Source organism: Saccharopolyspora erythraea NRRL 2338, from assembly GCF_000062885.1.
GTDB classification, from domain to species: domain Bacteria; phylum Actinomycetota; class Actinomycetes; order Mycobacteriales; family Pseudonocardiaceae; genus Saccharopolyspora_D; species Saccharopolyspora_D erythraea.
The window spans coordinates 7,556,537-7,573,039 of record NC_009142.1; the positions used below are offsets into that span (position 1 = coordinate 7,556,537).

15 protein-coding genes and 1 pseudogene are annotated in these 16,503 nt (G+C 72.9%); 8 read left to right on the forward strand and 8 right to left on the reverse strand.

All coding sequences use genetic code 11. The annotated features are described in order from the left end of the window. The first annotated feature begins 270 nt into the window (after positions 1-270). The 5 genes from SACE_RS32485 to SACE_RS32505 all read left to right on the forward strand — a co-directional run bounded on the left by SACE_RS32485 (position 271) and on the right by SACE_RS32505 (position 4,540). The gene (locus SACE_RS32485; protein ID WP_009943311.1) at positions 271-855 is read left to right on the forward strand and encodes an alpha/beta hydrolase; all 585 of its coding nucleotides are present in this window, start codon (positions 271-273) and stop codon (positions 853-855) included. Further along, positions 852-2,117, forward strand: a complete 1,266-nt coding sequence (locus SACE_RS32490) for an NAD(P)/FAD-dependent oxidoreductase (protein ID WP_009943310.1) — start codon at positions 852-854, stop codon at positions 2,115-2,117. The genes SACE_RS32485 and SACE_RS32490 overlap by 4 nt, the downstream gene beginning before the upstream one ends. 6 nt (positions 2,118-2,123) lie before the next feature. Beyond that, positions 2,124-2,855 (forward strand): DUF1365 domain-containing protein, encoded by a 732-nt coding sequence (locus SACE_RS32495; RefSeq protein WP_009943309.1) that lies wholly within the window; start codon positions 2,124-2,126, stop codon positions 2,853-2,855. Beyond that, positions 2,852-4,090 carry a class I SAM-dependent methyltransferase gene (locus tag SACE_RS32500; protein ID WP_009943308.1) on the forward strand — a complete coding sequence of 413 codons (1,239 nt, stop codon included), beginning with the start codon at positions 2,852-2,854 and terminating at the stop codon, positions 4,088-4,090. Before SACE_RS32495 ends, SACE_RS32500 begins: the two co-directional genes overlap by 4 nt. 99 nt (positions 4,091-4,189) lie before the next feature. Continuing rightward, positions 4,190-4,540 carry a hypothetical protein gene (locus SACE_RS32505; protein WP_009943305.1) on the forward strand — a complete coding sequence of 117 codons (351 nt, stop codon included), beginning with the start codon at positions 4,190-4,192 and terminating at the stop codon, positions 4,538-4,540. An 85-nt stretch (positions 4,541-4,625) separates the two neighbouring features. Here SACE_RS32505 and SACE_RS32510 read toward each other — a convergent pair whose 3' ends face one another. Together SACE_RS32510 and aceB are read right to left on the reverse strand one after the other, a co-directional pair. Beyond that, positions 4,626-5,879 carry a DUF6986 family protein gene (locus SACE_RS32510; RefSeq protein ID WP_011875143.1) on the reverse strand — a complete coding sequence of 418 codons (1,254 nt, stop codon included), beginning with the start codon at positions 5,877-5,879 and terminating at the stop codon, positions 4,626-4,628. Positions 5,880-5,968: 89 nt separating this feature from the next. Beyond that, entirely contained in the window at positions 5,969-7,567 is a 1,599-nt protein-coding gene (aceB, locus tag SACE_RS32515) for a malate synthase A (protein WP_009943303.1), read from the reverse strand. 239 nt (positions 7,568-7,806) lie between these two features. Between aceB and SACE_RS32520 the strand changes: the two genes are divergently transcribed. Both SACE_RS32520 and SACE_RS32525 read left to right on the forward strand, forming a co-directional pair. Further along, the gene (locus SACE_RS32520) at positions 7,807-8,580 is read left to right on the forward strand and encodes an IclR family transcriptional regulator (protein WP_009943302.1); all 774 of its coding nucleotides are present in this window, start codon (positions 7,807-7,809) and stop codon (positions 8,578-8,580) included. Between the two features lie 295 nt (positions 8,581-8,875). Continuing rightward, a complete protein-coding gene (locus SACE_RS32525; RefSeq protein WP_009943301.1) occupies positions 8,876-9,808 on the forward strand; it encodes an acyl-CoA desaturase in 933 nt (310 codons plus the stop codon). Positions 9,809-9,864: 56 nt separating this feature from the next. Here the strand turns inward: SACE_RS32525 and SACE_RS32530 are convergent, their stop codons facing one another. Then, positions 9,865-10,350: an STAS domain-containing protein gene (locus SACE_RS32530; protein ID WP_011875146.1), complete on the reverse strand. Its 486-nt coding sequence runs from the start codon at positions 10,348-10,350 to the stop codon at positions 9,865-9,867. A gap of 264 nt (positions 10,351-10,614) precedes the next feature. On the opposite strand from SACE_RS32530, the gene SACE_RS32535 reads away from it, so the two are divergent. Beyond that, entirely contained in the window at positions 10,615-11,319 is a 705-nt protein-coding gene (locus SACE_RS32535; RefSeq protein ID WP_011875147.1) for a GAF and ANTAR domain-containing protein, read from the forward strand. Here the strand turns inward: SACE_RS32535 and SACE_RS32540 are convergent. The 5 genes and pseudogenes from SACE_RS32540 to SACE_RS32560 form a co-directional block, all read right to left on the reverse strand. Then, the gene (locus tag SACE_RS32540; RefSeq protein WP_009943297.1) at positions 11,285-11,950 is read right to left on the reverse strand and encodes a DedA family protein; all 666 of its coding nucleotides are present in this window, start codon (positions 11,948-11,950) and stop codon (positions 11,285-11,287) included. The genes SACE_RS32535 and SACE_RS32540 overlap by 35 nt on opposite strands. Continuing rightward, positions 11,947-12,417: a tRNA (adenosine(37)-N6)-threonylcarbamoyltransferase complex ATPase subunit type 1 TsaE gene (gene tsaE, locus SACE_RS32545; protein ID WP_009943296.1), complete on the reverse strand. Its 471-nt coding sequence runs from the start codon at positions 12,415-12,417 to the stop codon at positions 11,947-11,949. Before tsaE ends, SACE_RS32540 begins: the two co-directional genes overlap by 4 nt. A 5-nt stretch (positions 12,418-12,422) precedes the next feature. Continuing rightward, on the reverse strand, positions 12,423-13,511 hold the full coding sequence (locus SACE_RS32550; RefSeq protein WP_009943295.1) for an alpha/beta fold hydrolase: 1,089 nt from the start codon (positions 13,509-13,511) through the stop codon (positions 12,423-12,425). Positions 13,512-13,632: 121 nt separating this feature from the next. Continuing rightward, complete coding sequence (alr, locus tag SACE_RS32555) at positions 13,633-14,769, reverse strand: alanine racemase (protein ID WP_011875150.1); 1,137 nt, start codon at positions 14,767-14,769, stop codon at positions 13,633-13,635. Positions 14,770-14,994: 225 nt separating this feature from the next. Beyond that, positions 14,995-16,501, reverse strand: a pseudogene (locus SACE_RS32560) (NAD(P)H-hydrate dehydratase). Between the last annotated feature and the right edge of the window lie 2 nt (positions 16,502-16,503).

A 16,503-nucleotide genomic window follows, 5' to 3' on the forward strand; every position in this document is an offset into this window, starting at 1 on the left:
GCGAAGCCGGGACCGGCACGGCACGGCACGGCACGAAGGGCGTAACCGCCAGCGCACCGGCCGCCCTGCCGAACCGCCGCCGACATGTCGGCCGGTGCGGATGTCACCGACACCGGCGATCGTGACCGACTTCATATCAAGTGCCACCGCGGGACTGCCGATCCGACAACGGATATGCATGTCTCGGCAGAGCCCACGGGCGACTCGAACACTCCCGCACGCCGACCCGCACTGCGGGTCCTGCCCGCGGGTACACCGCGCACGAACACGGTGGTCCTCTTGCTGCACGGTGGCAAGATCGCCAGCCACGAGCCGGCGCGCGGCCACCACCTCGCCTACCTGCGCATGGTGCCCGTCGCGCGCGGCATCCACCGCGCCGGCGCGCCCGCGGGCGCCGCGGTGTGGCTGCTGCGCAACCGCTACCGGGGCTGGAACGAGCCGGTCCTGGACGCGGTCGCCGACGCCCGCTGGGCGCTGGAGGAGATCTCAACGCGCCATCCGCGGGCCCAGATCGTGCTGGTCGGGCACTCCATGGGCGGCCGCGTCGCGCTTCGCGTCGCCGACGCGGAGCGCGTGACCGGCGTTTGCGCGCTGGCTCCCTGGATCGAGGACGACGAGCCGATCGAGCACCTCGCCGACCGGTCGGTGCTGATCGTGCACGGAACCGCCGACCGGATGACCTCCCCCACCGCGTCGGCAGCCTTCGCGCGCCGCGCGTGCGCGGTGACCCCGGCGGTGCGCAACGAGGTCGTGGCCGGCTCCGGCCACGCGATGCTGCGCCGTCGCGGGCGGTGGGACCAACTGGTCCAGCGCTTCGTCGGTTCGCTGGTCCCGGACCGGGAGGAGCGGCGATGATCCGGCCGCGGGTCGCGGTCGTCGGCGCCGGCGTCTCCGGCCTGACCGCCGCCCACCTACTGCAACGCCGCTACGACGTGCTGCTGTTCGAGGCCGACGACCGGCTCGGCGGACACGCGCACACGCACGAGGTGCCCACCGCCGACGGCCGGGTGCTGGGGATCGACAGCGGTTTCATCGTGCACAACGACCGCACCTACCCGACGTTGCTGCGGCTGTTCGGCGAACTCGGGGTCAGCACGCGGGACACCGAGATGTCGATGAGCGTGCGCTGCCTCGGCTGCGGTCTGGAGTACGCGGGCGCCAGACGGCTCGGCGGGCTGTTCGCGCAGCGCGCCAACCTCGTGCGCCCGCCCTACCTGTCGCTGCTCGCGAACGTGCCGAGGTTCCACCGGCTGGCCCGCCGCGCGCTGGAGAGCGGTGCCGGCGGCGAGGAGCAGACCTTCGGCGAGTTCCTGGCGGCGGCGCGGTTCCCGGCGTACTTCGTCGAGCACTTCGCGCTGCCGCTGGTGTCGGCGGTGTGGTCGGCGGACCGCGACACCAGCCGGGCGTACCCGGCGCGCTACCTGTTCGAGTTCCTGCGCCACCACGGGATGCTGTCGGTAACCGGGTCGCCGGTGTGGCGGACCGTCGTCGGCGGTTCGCGGGAGTACGTCCGCCGGATCGCCAAGCATCTCACCGCGGTCCACGTCGCCACCCCGGTCCGCTCGGTGCGGCGGCTGGCCGACGGGGTGGAGGTCCGCGACGACGCCGACGTGGTGCACCGGGTCGAGCGCGTCGTCGTGGCCTGCCACGCCGACCAGGCGCTGGCCATGCTCGCCGAGCCGAGCCCCGCCGAACGCACCGTCCTCGGTGCTTTCCGCTACTCGCGCAACGAGGCGTGGCTGCACACCGACACGTCGCCGCTGCCGCGAACCGCCGGAGCGCGGGCGTCGTGGAACCACCTGAAACCCTCGTGCGGCGAGGACTCCGGGCGGGTGCTGGTCAGCTACGACATGAACCGGCTGATGCGGCTCGACGAACCGCGGGACCACGTCGTCAGCCTCAACGCCGAAGGGCACGTCGACCCCGGGCGGGTCCTGGCGCGGATGACCTACCACCACCCCGTCTACACCCCGGAGTCGCTGGCCGCCCAGCGCAGGCTCCCGGAGCTCGGTGACGACCGGATCCGCTTCGCGGGCGCCTACCACGGGTGGGGCTTCCACGAGGACGGCTGTGCGGCGGGCGCGCGCGCCGCGGCCGCCTTCGGGGCCGGATGGTGACGGCGCATGACGGCACCCGCGCTCTACGACGTGATCGTCACCCACACCCGGCACGTCGACCGCACCACGACGTTCCGCCACCGGCTCTACACCTGGCTGGTCGATCTCGACGCGCTGCCGCGCCAACCCTGGTGGCTGCGGCCCTTCGCCGGGTTCCACGCCCGCGACCACCTCGGCTCACCGCACCGCTCGATCCGCGAGAACGTCGACGCCTGGCTCGCGCTGCACGGCGTCGACCTGCGCGGCGGGAAGGTGCTGATGCTGGCCCACGCCCGCGTGCTGGGCCACGTGTTCAACCCCCTCACCGTGTACTGGTGCCACGACAGCGGCGGCGAACTCGCCTGCGTCCTCGCCGAGGTGCACAACACCTACGGCGAACGGCACTGCTACCTGCTGCGTCCCGACTCCACCGGCGGCGCGAGCGTGGACAAGCGGTTCTACGTCTCCCCGTTCCTCCCCGAACGCGGCCGGTACGCGATGCGCTTCGACCTGACCGGTGAACGCGTGCGGGTCCGGGTGCAGCTCCGCGACGACGACGACCGACCGCTGCTGACGGCCGTGCTGGCCGGGCGCAGGCGACCGGCGAACCGCCGGGAGCTGCTGCAGCTTGCGCTCCGGCGTCCGCTGGTGCCCCAGCGGGTGTCGGTGCTGATCCGGCGGCACGGCATCGCCCTGTGGCTGCGGCGGATCCCAGTCGTCCCCCGACGTCCGCACGTGCACCAGGAAGGCATCAGATGATCACCACCACGCCGTCGGCCGTGACGCCGCTGTGGGACTCGGTGGCGGCTGCGCCGCACTCGCCGTCGCGCGCCCGCGCCGCGGAGGCGCTGTTCCGCCGGGCCGCCTCCCGGCTGCCGGTCCGGGTGGTGTTCGCCGACGGCACCCGGCTCGGCGCCGGGGACTCCGGCTCGCCGCTGATGCGGGTGCTCGACGCCCGGTCGTTCTTCCACCGGCTCGGCGCGCACGCCAACGTCGGCTTCGGCGAGTCCTACATGGCCGGGGAGTGGAGCAGTTCCGAACCCGCCGACCTGCTGACGCCGTTCGCGCAGCGGCTGCCCGCGCTCGTGCCGCGCCCGCTGCAGGCCCTGCGCCGGTGGGTCCAGGCGCGGCGGCCGGAGCTCGAACGCAACACGCGCGCCGGTGCGCGCCGCAACATCCGGCAGCACTACGATCTGTCCAACGACTTCTTCGCGCTGTTCCTGGACGAGACGATGACCTACTCGTCGGCGCTGTTCCGCCCGGACACCACCGACCTCGCCGACGCGCAGCGGCACAAGATCGACCGGGCGCTGGACGTGGCCGGGGTGCACGCCGGGACCCGGCTGCTGGAGATCGGCACCGGCTGGGGGTCGCTGGCGCTGCGCGCGGCCGAGCGCGGTGCGCGCGTCACGTCGCTGACGCTGTCGGCCGAGCAGCGGAAGCTCGCGCGGCAGCGGATCGCCGCGGCGGGGCTCGCCGACCGCGTGGAGGTCCACCTGCGCGACTACCGCGAGGAGGACGGCCGCTACGACGCGGTGGTCAGCGTGGAGATGGTCGAGGCCGTCGGCTCCGAGTACTGGCCGCGGTACTTCCGCGCCATCGACGAACTGCTGGTACCCGGCGGGCGGGCGTCGTTGCAGGCGATCACCATGCCGCACGACCGGATGCTGGCGACGCGCCGCTCGCACAACTGGATCCACAAGTACATATTCCCCGGTGGGGAGCTGCTGTCGGTTCCGGCGATCGAGGACGGCGTCCGGCGGCACACCTCGATGCAGATCGTGCAGCGGCACTCCTTCGGACCCAGCTACGCCGAGACGCTGCGCCGCTGGCGCACGGGGTTCCTGGAGCGCTGGCCGGAGGCCGCGGCCCTCGGTTTCAACGACAACTTCCGGCGGATGTGGGAGTTCTACCTCGCCTACAGCGAGGCCGGATTCCGCTCGGGATACCTCGACGTGTGGCAGTTCGGCTTCCGCAAGCCGCACGAGCGGTGACGGCACGGGGACGGAGCCTGATCGACGATCGGCCGACGCGGCGCCTGCCGAACGGCTAACGTCGGCGGCGGGTATCGGACGAGCGAGGACGGAACGACCATGAGCGACGGCGACGCCAAGACCGCGGACGGGCAGCACCGGCAGGCCCTGGAGGTCCTCTCGGAACGGCTGGGCAGGCACCAGGTGTTCGGCACCCCGGTCCAGCAGGGCGACACGACGCTGGTGCCGGTGGCCCACGTCCGCGCGGGCAGCGGCTTCGGCCGCGCCAAGCGGGAGCTGAACGGCGGCGGCGGCGTGGTGGCTCGCCCGGCAGGCGCGTTCGGCGTCACCAGCGACGGCAAGGTCGCCTGGCATCCGGCCGTCGACGTCAACCGGATCGTGCTCGGCGGGCAACTCGCCTTCGCCGCGGTCGCGATCGCCTTCGCGATCGCTTTCCGGCGCCGCCGCTGACCACGTCCGGCGACCTGCGCCGGTGCCGGCCGGGCCGATGCGCGCGCCGGGGACCGCCGGTGCCGGGAACCGGCGGTGCGGCCGCCTACAGCCTGCCGAGCTTGCGGACCTCGGCCTCGGAGAGGCCGGTCATCCGCTGCACCTCTTCGGCGTCGGTGCCGCCGTTGTCGAGCGCGCGCACGAACGACGCGGCCAGCGCGCGCGCCGTCGCCGGTTCGTCCAGCACGGCACCGCCGCTGGCCGACACGTACGCCGAGAGCCGCGCGGCCTCGGCCGGAGCGGACTCGCGGAACGCGGCGAACACCGCCGCGTAGCGGGTCACCAGCTGCGCCGGGTGCAGGTCCCAGCTCTGGTAGAAGCCGTGCTCCAGCGAGCGCCGGACGAGCTGGTAGTGGGTGCGCCAGCCGTGCTCGACCTGGTCGCCGACCGGCAGCACGTTCGTCGAGCCGTCGGACAGGAAGATCCCGGTACCGGCGGCCGCCACCTGCATCGCGTGCCGGGCGAAGTCGCACGCCCGGTGCGCGAGGTGCTGGTGGGCGGCGGTCAGACCGCAGCTCGCGGTGTAGTCGTAGGTGCCGAAGTGCAGCCCGGTGACCCGGCCGGCACCCGCCGCGACGAAGCGCGGCAGCGCGAAGCGCCCGCCGGAGTCCACGATGGACTGGGTGGTCTCGACCTGGATCTCGAAGCGCAGCGACCGCTCCCGCAGGCCGAGCTGCTGCTCGAGCAGCTCCAGCAGCTCGACGAACACCTCGACCTGGCGCACGTCGACGACCTTGGGGAAGGTGAGCACGAAGCCCTCCGGCAGGCTCCCCCACTGCTCCAGCAGCGCGGTGAGGAAGACGTCGAGGGTCCGCACCGACCTGGCCCGCAGCTCGGCGGTGTCGAAGGACTTCACCCGCAGCCCGTAGTTGGCCGGCTCCACCCCGTCGCGCAGCCAGTCCGCGACGATCCCGGCGGTGCGGACGGCGTCGGCGTCCTCGGCCTCGTCCCCGGGACGGCCGTAGCCGTCCTCGAAGTCGATCCGCAGGTCCTCGACCGGGGCCTGCTGGAGCTTGGCGCGCACCCGCGGGTGCACCGCGGCGGCGGTGTCGCCGTCGATGCCGAGGACCGCGGCGAGCGCGCCGGGGCTGCCCGCGTGCTCGTCGAGCACCGCCAGAGCCTCCGACCCCCACTGCCGCACGGTCTGGGCGTCGACCTTGCCCGCAGGCACGTAGCAGGTGTGCACGGGCTGGCGCGCTTCGCGCGCCCCCGGGTAGGTGCGGGCGATGTGGTCGTCCACAGCGGACAGCCGGTCGAGGCGACGGCCGACTTCCGCGGTTTCCAACGAGGTTCTGGCCACTTTCGCTCCTATCTCACGGGTCGCCGACGGGGTTCGGCCCGTGCGTCCACGCGGGACGCACGGGCCTCGGGACCACCACCGGCGACGGCTCAGTCGATCTGCTCGTAGGCGGGCAGCGTCAGGAAGTCGACGAACTCGTCGGCCACCGCGACCTGCTCGAACAGCTCGACGGCCCGGCCGAGGTCGTCGACCGGGAAACCCTCCTCCGAGCGCAGCTGCTTCTCGGTGTCGGCGAGGACCTCCCTGACCAGGTCCTTGGTGACCTGCTGGCCGCCGGCGAGCACGACGCCGGTGTGCAGCCACTGCCAGATCTGCGAGCGGGAGATCTCGGCGGTCGCGGCGTCCTCCATCAGGTTGTGGATCGCCGCGGCACCGTTGCCGCCCAGCCAGGACACGATGTAGCGGACGCCGACGTCCACCGCCGCGCGCAGGCCCTCGATGGTCTTCTCACCCGGGGTGGAGGCCACGTCGAGCAGCTGGTCGGCGGTGATCTGGACGTCCTCGCGGACGTTGTCGATCTGGTTGGGCCTGTCGCCCAGCACCGCGTCGAACTCCTCGAAGCAGATCTCCACCAGGCCCGGGTGGGCGACCCAGGAACCGTCGAAGCCGTCACCGGCCTCGCGCTTCTTGTCGTCGTGGACCTTCTGCATGGCCTTCTCGTTGGCCTCGGGGTCCTTCTTGTTGGGGATGAAGGCCGCCATGCCGCCGATGGCGAACGCGCCCCGCTTGTGGCAGGTGCGAACCAGCAGCTCGGTGTAGGCGCGCATGAACGGCGCGGTCATCGTGACCGAGTTGCGGTCCGGCAGGATGTAGGAGTCGGACTCGCGGAAGGTCTTGATGACGCTGAACAGGTAGTCCCAGCGGCCTGCGTTGAGGCCCGCGGAGTGGTCGCGCAGCTCGTAGAGGATCTCCTCCATCTCGAACGCGGCCGGGAAGGTCTCGATCAGCACCGTGGCGCGGATCGAGCCGTGCGGGACGCCGAGGTCGGCCTGGGCCTTGGTGAACACGTCGTTCCACAGCCGGGCCTCGAGGTGGCTCTCCATCTTCGGCAGGTAGAAGAACGGCCCGGTGCCCCGCTCGATGGACTCCTTGGCGTTGTGGAAGAAGTACAGGCCGAAGTCCAGCAGCGCGCCCACGACCGGCTTGCCGTCGACCAGCACATGCTTCTCGTCGAAGTGCCAGCCGCGCGGGCGGACCAGCGGCACCGCGTGCTGCACGTCGTCGCGCAGCTTGTACTGCTTGCCCTCCGGCGTGGTCAGCTCGACCTGCTTGCGGATGACGTCGTAGAGGTTGACCTGGCCGCCGACGACGTTGGCCCAGTGCGGGGTGTTGGCGTCCTCCAGGTCGGCCAGCCAGATGCGCGCGCCCGAGTTCAGCGCGTTGATCGACATCTTGCGGTCGGTGGGACCGGTGATCTCGACGCGGCGGTCGCGGATGCCCGCCGGGGGCTCGGCGACCTTCCAGTCGCCCTCGCGGATCTCGCGGGTCTCCTCCAGGAAGTCGAGACGGCCCGCGCGAGCGGCCTCGGCACGACGCTGCTTGCGGCGTTCCAGCAGCTCGTCGCGGCGCGCGCCGAAAGCGCGCTGCAGTCCGGCGACGAACTCGAGAGCCTCCTTGGTGAGGATCTCGTCCCCGCGCTCGACCGTGCCTCCGAGCACCTGGACGCCCTCTGCCGTGGTTTGGGACATGGAAAGTCCACCTCTTTCTGAGTGCCGGGTTCGCAGATGGTGGCTTGAAAACTCACCTTGCCGCTTGGAGCGCGCCCTCGCACCTGAACGGCGCTCGCCCTCGCTCGCTAGCGGTACGCCCGTTATGTTTTCTGCATCGTGGATGTTAGTTTCCGCATAGCGTTCGAAGCAACATGAGCTGTCGCACCTTCGACGGACTAAACTCGTCGGGCAGTTCGAGTGGAGAGGAAGCGTGTGCGATGACGACCGGGCAGCGCCGTGCCAACCAGGGCGGAGGTGTGCAGTCCGTCGAGCGCACCTTCGACCTGCTGGAACTGATGGCCGACGCGGGCGGCGAGGTGGCGCTCTCCGACCTCGCGGAGTCCTCCGGGCTGCCGCTGCCGACCATCCACCGCATCATGCGGACGCTGGTCAGCGCCGGGTACGCCCGCCAGCAGCCGTCGCGCCGCTACGCGCTGGGCCCGCGGCTGATCCGGCTCGGCGAGACCGCCAGCCGCGCGCTGGGCGCGTGGGCGCGGCCGTACCTGGCCGAGCTGACCGAGGCCACCGGTGAGACCTCGAACATGGCGGTGCTCGACGGCGAACAGATCGTCTACGTCGCGCAGGTGCCCTCGCAGCACTCGATGCGGATGTTCACCGAGGTCGGGCGCCGGGTCGACGCGCACGCGACCGCCGTGGGCAAGGCCGTCATGGCGGGCATGCCCGCCGAGGCGGTCACGCAGATGCTGACCAGGGCGGGCATGCGGCCGCAGACCGAGCGCACCATCACCACCATCGATGACATGCACGCGGAGCTGGAGCGCATCCGCAAGGACGGCTACGCCCTGGACGACGGCGAGCAGGAGGTCGGCGTGCGCTGCTACGCCGTGGCCGTGCCCGGAGCGCCGGCCGGGGCCGGCATCTCCATCAGCGGCCCCGAGGGCCGGATGACGCGCATCTCCACCGACGAGGTCATCCCGCTCATGCAGCGGCTGGCCCGCGAGCTGTCGAACGAGCTGAGCGTCTCGGCCTGACCGGCTCGGTCCGGCCACTCGGCCTGACCGGCTCAGGCCGACCGGCTCGGGCTTGTCGGCACGGGCCTGCCGCCCGCGACGTGGACGGCTGCACCTGGAGACCGCGGCGGCACGTCCCGGGCGTTTACGCGTCCACAGTGGAGCGACGGCGGCTCCCCGGGGCGTTGCCGACCGGGCCCGCCGTGTTCACCACCTCTTGATGACCGGTTCGTTGCCCGCCGGGCGGGATGGCGGTTTCGTGGACCTCGCACGCGAGGTGTTCCTCCCAGCCACGCCATCCCGATGCGAGGTCCGCATGAGCGCTCCGACGCCCGACGCCCCGAAACCGCTGCTGGCAGGCCGGCGTCGGCTGGCTCCGCACATCTCGGTCTACGTGTTCATCGTCGTGCCGCTGCTGGCCCTGGTCGCCGCCGTGCCGCTGGCCTGGGGATGGGGTCTGCTGCACTGGTGGGACCTCGCACTGGCCGGCGGCTGGTACGTGGTGACGATCCTCGGCGTCACGATCGGCTTCCACCGCTACTTCACCCACGGCGCCTTCCGCGCCAAGCGCTGGCTGCGGATCACGCTCGCCGTCGTGGGCAGCATGGCGGTGCAGGGCCCGATCCTGCACTGGGTGTCCGACCACCGCCGCCACCACGCCTTCGCCGACCGGGAGGGCGACCCGCACTCGCCGTGGGCGTTCGGCTCGACACCGCTGGCGCTGGCCCGCGGCTTCTGGCACGCCCACATGGGCTGGGTCTTCGAGCGCGACCTGACCAACCAGCAGCGTTTCGTCCCCGACCTGCTCGCCGACCGCGACATCCGGACCGTGCACCGGCTGTTCGGTCCGCTCACCATCGCCACGCTGCTGCTGCCCGCGCTGATGGGCCTGCTCATCGCGGGCACCTGGTGGGGCGCGCTCACCGCGTTCTTCTGGGCCGGGCTGGTGCGGGTCGCCTTCCTGCACCACGTGACCTGGTCGGTGAACTCGATCTGCCACCTGGTCGGCGAGCGGCCGTTCCGCAGCCGGGACAAGGCCGCGAACTTCTGGCCGCTGGCGTTGCTGAGCATGGGCGAGTCCTGGCACAACCTGCACCACGCCGACCCGACCTGCGCCCGGCACGGCGTCCAGCGCGGCCAGATCGACATCTCGGCGCGGCTCATCTGGGTCTTCGAGAAGCTCGGCTGGGTCAGCCACGTCCGGTGGCCTACGCCCCGGAGACTGGCCCGGCTCGCCTCGAGCGGCTGACCGGCGGCACCCGCCCTCGGCGACCGGGCCGACCTAGCCGGCCCGTGACCCGCGGATCAGTCCACGGGAGCGCGACGGCTCTGCGGCACGAACGCTTCGGAGGTGCCGGATCCGTCGGTCAGGACGGCCGCACGGGCCTCGGACGCGCTGTCGTAGCAGACCAGCGTCCGGTCCAGGCCGCCGGCGGCCAGCGCCCTGTCCACGGTGCGGGTGTTGTTGACCACACCGAAGGCGATGCCCCGGTGCTGGGCGTAGCGGTTGGCCGCGACGAGCAGCTCAAGACCGGCGACGCCGAGGAACCTGAGCCCGCTGAGGTCGACCACGATCGCCGAGAGCTTGCTCATCAGGCGTGGCCACAGCAGGTCGGCCAGGGCGGGGGTGGTGAGCGCGTCCAGTTCGCCGGAAGCGCTGAGCACGGCCAGTTCAGGGTCGGTGAAGTCCAGGCGCAGCCGCAGGGGCAGGCCTGCGGTCGGGCCGCTCACACCGCCGGTAGGCGCACGCGTCGTCTCCGACTGGGGCGTGCCGGGCGTGTTGGCAAGCACGATTGCTCCTTGTCGTCGTCGATTGCCCAATGGCCCGCTTGTGACGAGGGGGAGCCAAAGGCGAGGGCCGTGCTCGCCCAAACGCCGGGTCGGCGACGAACGGCATCGGGAGCAAACACACGGCACCTCGGGTCCGTTGTGCCAGCTGTTTGCTCAACCAGCCACCACCGACCCTACGGACCACCTCGCGGCGTGTCGATCCCCCCACCCAGCGCTAGCGTGGGCGAGGAGGGGTCGGAGTCGGAGTCGGCGGAGGATGGCCGGATGAACAACGGTTCGCACGAGGGGCTGGCCGTGGCGCTGGCGAGGATGGCACGTGACCTGCTCGCCCAGAACACCGTGCAGAGCACCCTGGACCGCATCGCCTCCTTCGCGGTCGAGCTGGTCGACGGGTGCGAGCACGCCGGGATCCTGCTGGTTCACCCGGGTCGCGAGATCCAGACCGCGGCCGCCACCAGCGACCTGGTGCGCGAGTCCGACCGGCTGCAGGGCGAGCTCGGTGAAGGGCCCTGCCTGGACGCCGCCAGGAACCGGGAGGAGGTCTACCGGATCGCCGACATGACCCGCGAGGAGTACCGGTGGACGCGCTACGTCCCGCACGCCCGCCGGATGGGCATCGGCAGCATGATGGGCTTCCTGCTCTACACCGACGAGGACGAGCTCGGTGCGCTGGACCTCTACTCCTCCCGTCCCAGCGCGTTCACCGAGCACTCCGAGCTGGTCGGCTGGCTGCTCGCCTCGCACGCCGCCGTGGCGTTCTCCAGCGCCCGCACCGCCGCGCAGCTGCACGCGGCCATCGCGACCCGCCAGGACATCGGCGAAGCGCTCGGCATCATCATGGAGCGCTACAAGATCACCGGGGACGAGGCGTTCAAGGTGCTCAAGCACAGCTCGCAGGAGCACAACGTCAAGCTGCGCGACATCGCCCGCCGGATCACCGAAACCGGCTCGATCCCGGGCGCCCGTTAGCGCCGGCGGGCGTCACGCCGGGCGAGTCGGACGCGGCTCGAGCCGCCCGGCGCCGCCGGATCAACTGGACCACCAGCACGATCGCCGCGGCCGCCGCAACCAGCGGCAACCCCATGAGGCCCACCACCGACTCGACACGCTCGTAGGCCGCTCCGGACCAGGCGCCGAGCAACACAAGCGCGCTCGCCCACACCACCGCCATCGGCACGTTGCACGCGGTGAAGCGGGCGTGCGACAGGCCGGAGCGGGCCGCCAGCCTCGGCACCAGCGTCCGCACCACGCCGAAGCACTGCGCCACCGCGACCGCGACCTCGGCCCTGCCCTCCAGCGCCGCATCAAGACGCCGTGCGCGCCTTTCCCCCAACCGCGCGGTCACGCGCTGCTCCAGCGGTCCGCCGCGGCGGCGTCCGCGCAGGAAGCCGTGCTGACCGCCCAGCGCGGACGCCGCGGCGACGGTCGGGATCGCCGCCCACACCTCCACGACGCCCTGCCCGGCCAGGAACCCGAGCGCGAGCACCAGCGGCGAGCCGGGCAGGAAGACCCCGACCAGCAGCCCGGACTCGGCCATCAGCTCCACCGCGACCACCGCGAGCAGCAACTGCGCCGGTACCGCGGACAGCAGTTCGATCACACGAAGCCCGGGTGATCGGCCAGCCACCGCACCCAGCGCTCGCCGTGCGGCTCGAAGGTGATCTCGCGGACGTCGTCTTCGCGGCGGTGGATGCGCAGCACGAGGTAGTCCTCCGACAGGTGTTCGGCCACGCCCTCGCCCCACTCCACCACGACGGCGGCGTCGGTGAGGTCGGTGTCCAGGTCGAGGTCGTCGATCTCGTCCAGCCCGCCCAGGCGGTAGGCATCGACGTGCACCAGCGCGGGTCCGTCGCCCTCCGCCGGGTGGTGCACCCTGGCGATCACGAACGTCGGCGAGGTGACCTGCCCGGTCACGCCCATGCCCGCCGCGACCCCGCGCGCGAGAACCGTCTTGCCCGCGCCCAGCGGCCCGTCCAGCAGCACCAGGTCACCCGCCCTGAGCTCGGCGCCCAACCTGGCGCCCAGATCCAGCGTGGCGGACTCCGTCGCCAGCTCCGCGGTCGGCAACGACCTCAACTGCCGGTCACCTCCTCCTTGCCGGGAGCCGACCTGCGAACCAGCGCGACCAGGTGCTCGGTGACCAGTTCGTGGCGCTCCATCATCACCATGTGCCCGGCGCCCTCGACCCGCACCAGCTCGGCCTCCGGCAGCTCGGCCGCTATGACCTCGGCGTGCGAGAACGGCGTCAGCCGGTCGGCGTCGCCGCCGAGCACCAGCACCTCGCAGTGGCGCAGGCCCGCCAGCGCGGCCTTGCGGTCGTGGGAACCGATCGTGTCCAGGAAGTCGGTGACGACCTCGATCGAGGTCGCGCCGATCATGTCGGCCATCAGGTCGACCAGCTTCGGGGGGACGCTGCCGTCGCCGAAGGCCAGGCCCCGGATGATGCTCCAGGTCAGCTGGCCGCCGGTGCTCCTCGCCCGCTCGACCAGGCCCGGCTGGATCCCCGCGAGCAGCGCGAGCCCCCTGGTCAGCGGATTGTGCTTGGACAGCCACGGGCGCGCGAGACCGGAGGCGCCGATCTCACCGGCCGAGGTGCCGATCAGCGCGACCGCGCACACCCGGTCGCGGAACAGCCGCGGCTGCCGCTCGGCCAGCGCCATGATCGCCATGCCGCCCATCGAGTGCCCGACCAGCACGACCGGCCCGCGGCTCGCGGTGGCCCGCAGCACGGCGTCGAGGTCCCTGCCGAGCTGCTCGATCGTGCTGCGCTTCTTCGACGAGCGCCCGGAACGGCCGTGGCTGCGCTGGTCGTACTGCACCAGCCGGACCCTGGGGTCGGTCAGCTTCGGCAGGTCGCGGCGCTGGAAATGCCAGCAGCGGGCGTCGAGCGTGTAGCCGTGGACCAGCACCACGGTCAGGTCGGCGTGGCCGCCGTCGGAGGGCTTGATCTCCTCCACGACCAGCGGCACCCCGTCGTCGGCGGCCACCGTGGACTGCCGGTCGGGCTTGAGCGCGCCCAGCGGTTCGTCGGCGAGGGGGTCGTCGGCCTTGCGTTGCGTGGCGATGCGCGAGCTGCGGGCCGCGACGCCGACGGCCGCGCCGGTGACCGCGGCGCCGAGCACGCCGGTCGTCCACGCCAACGCCTGCCACAGCGGTTTCACGGCACCTCCGCAACGCCGAGCGGGACCGCCGCGAGCGGAGCCGCCGGAACCTCGGTCGCACGGCCGCGCACGGCGAGCCGCGGTGCGTGCCTCGCGCGGGCACGGCCCGCCCGGGCGGGGTTCATGCCCGCTCCCCGACGACGGTGCGGGTCACCCTCGGCCGGTACATGCCCGTGACGATCTCGTAGTGGATGGTGCCAAGCTCGTCCGCCCACTCGGCGGCGGTCGGCTCGCCCCGGTCGCCGGGACCGAAGAGGATCACCTCGTCGCCCTCCCGCACCACGTCGTCGTCGCAGAGCACGACGAGCTGATCCATGCACACCCGCCCCACGACCGGCCGGCGCCTGCCCGCCAGCCACACCGACATCCGGCCGGACAGCGTCCGCGGCACCCCGTCGGCGTAGCCGACCGGCACCAGCGCCAGGTTCACCGGCCGGTCGGCCGTCCAAGTGTGCCCGTAGGACACGCTCTCGCCCGCGGCGACGCGCTTGGTCAGCGACACCGACGAGCGGAAGGTCATCGCGGGCCGCAGCCCGTGGTCGCCGTCCTGGGGAACCGGGTCCAGGCCGTAGACGGCGATGCCCGGTCGCACCATCTCGAAGTGCAGGTCCGGGCGGGTCAGCACCGCGGCGGAGTTCGCGAGGTGGCGGATCGGGCCCAGCCCCGCGGTGCGCGCCCGCTCGTAGGCGCGCCGGAAGCGCAGGGCCTGGTTGTCGATCGACGGGTGGCCGAGCTCGTCGGCGCAGGCCAGGTGCGACCAGACGGCCACGACCTCGACGTGCCCGTCGGCCTCTGCCTTCGCGGCCTCGTCGACCAGGTTCGGCCACTCGGCTTCCGGGCAGCCGCTGCGGCACAGCCCGGTGTCGATCTTCAGATGCAGCCGGGCGACGAGGCCGAGCTCGGCGGCCGTCGCGGCGATCTCGCGCAGCCCGCGCACCGACGAGGCCGACAGCTCGACGCCGTGCCGCAGCGCGGGGGCGAAGTCGTCGCCGCGGGAGTACAGCCAGCACATCAGCGGCGCGGTGATCCCGGCTTCGCGCAGGGCGACCGCCTCGCCGAGGGCCGCGACGCCGATCTGGCCCGCGCCCGCCTCGAGGGCGGCCCTGGCGACGGTCACCGTGCCGTGGCCGTAGCCGTCGGACTTGACGATCACCATCGTGCGGGCGCCGGCGGCGCGGGCCGCGAGCACCCCGACGTTGTGGCGGATCGCGTCGACGTCGATGCGCAGGTCAGCGCGGTGCGCGTGCTGGTCACTCATGGCTTTGCCATCGTCGCACATCGACGCGTCGCGATCATTGTGGTACCGGCACCAAACCACCCGTCGCGGCATGTGCGACCAGCGAGGACCATCCCGGCGCCACGCCTGCGCGCGACGCCGCACGACGGACGGTCACCACGTCGACGCCAGGCGTCACGGTACGGTGAGGTACGCGGGCCGGACGGGTGAGCGCGCAGCGGGGTCGGCGAGTGGGCGGCCGTGCGGTCACAGGGCCTCGGCGCGGACGGCGCGGATCGCGTCCGGGACGGACGCGAGCAGCGCCGAGGCGCCGATCGGCGCCCCCACCGCATCGGCGTCGGCGCCGCCGGTCGCGGCGAGCAGCGCCGCGCGCGAGTGCACGAGGCTGGCGAAGCCGCACGCCGCCCACGGGTCGATGCCCGCGGCGAGCAGCGCGCCGATCAGGCCGGTGAGGACGTCACCGGAACCGGCGGTGGCGGGCCAGGACTGCCTGGCCGAGTTGACCAGGACCCGCCCGTCCGGGGCGGCAACGACGGTGGTGTTGCCCTTGAGCAGGACCACGGCGTCGAAGCGGGCCGCGACCTCCCGCACCGCCGAGACCCGGTCCGCGCCGACCTCGCCCGCCAGCCTGGCGAACTCGCCCGCGTGCGGGGTCAGCACCAGCGGCGCGTCGGGGTCGCGGGCGTCCCACAGCGTCGGGTCCTCGGCCAGCAGCGTGATCGAGTCGGCGTCGGCGCACACCGGGACGCCCGCTTCGAGGACGTGCCGGAGCACCTCGCGCCCGCTGCCGCCGGTGCCGATCCCCGGCCCGACCGCCCACGCCTGCACGCGCCCGGCGTCGGTCACCGAGCCGGTGGCCACGACCTCCGGCCAGTGCGCACGCACGACGTCGGCGGCGGGACCGGCGTAGCGCACCATCCCGGACGTCGCCTGCACCGCCGCGCCTCCGGCGAGCACCGCGGCCCCCGGGTAGGTGGCCGAACCGGCGGCGATCCCCACCACGCCCTGGCTGTACTTGTCGTCCGAAGCGCTCGGGACCGGCCAGCAGGCGCCGACCTCGGCGTCTTCCAGCAGGTACAGCTCGGGGTCTCCGAGGAAGTCGTCGAGGCCGATGTCGGCCACCTCGACCCGGCCGGGAGTGCACGACGCCCGCGCCCAGCACGTGGCACGGCCGGTGGCCGCCGAAGGTGACCGTGACCTCCGCGCTCACCGCGGCACCGTCGACCGCGCCGGTGAGCGGGTCGACACCGCTGGGCAGGTCGACCGCGACGACCGGTGCGGTGACCCTGCGGACCAGCTCCGCCGCCGTCGGCCGCAGGCCGCCGCGCGCGGAGAGCCCCACGATCCCGTCGACCACCACGTCCGCACGCTCGACCGCGTCGGCCGCCTCGGCGCCGATCCCCGCCGTGTCGGCACTCGGCCCTCCGGCCTCGACGACGCGCCCGCCTGCCCTGCGCAACGCCGCGAGCCCCGCCGGGTGCGCCTTGTCCGGCGACAGCAGCACCGCCGTGACGCCGACGCCGCGCCGCCGCAGGAACGCCCCGGCCCACAGCGCGTCGCCGCCGTTGTTGCCCGCACCGACCAGCAGCGTCGCGTGGCGGCCGGCTACGGACCCGGAGCTCTCGTCGAGCAGGCGGGCGGTGTGCACCGCGACCGCGTACGCGGCGCGTCGCATGACCTGCGGTTCAGGGGTCCGCGCGAACAGCTTCTGCTCCGCGGCGCGGATCTGGTCCGGTGTCCATGCTCCGTACATCG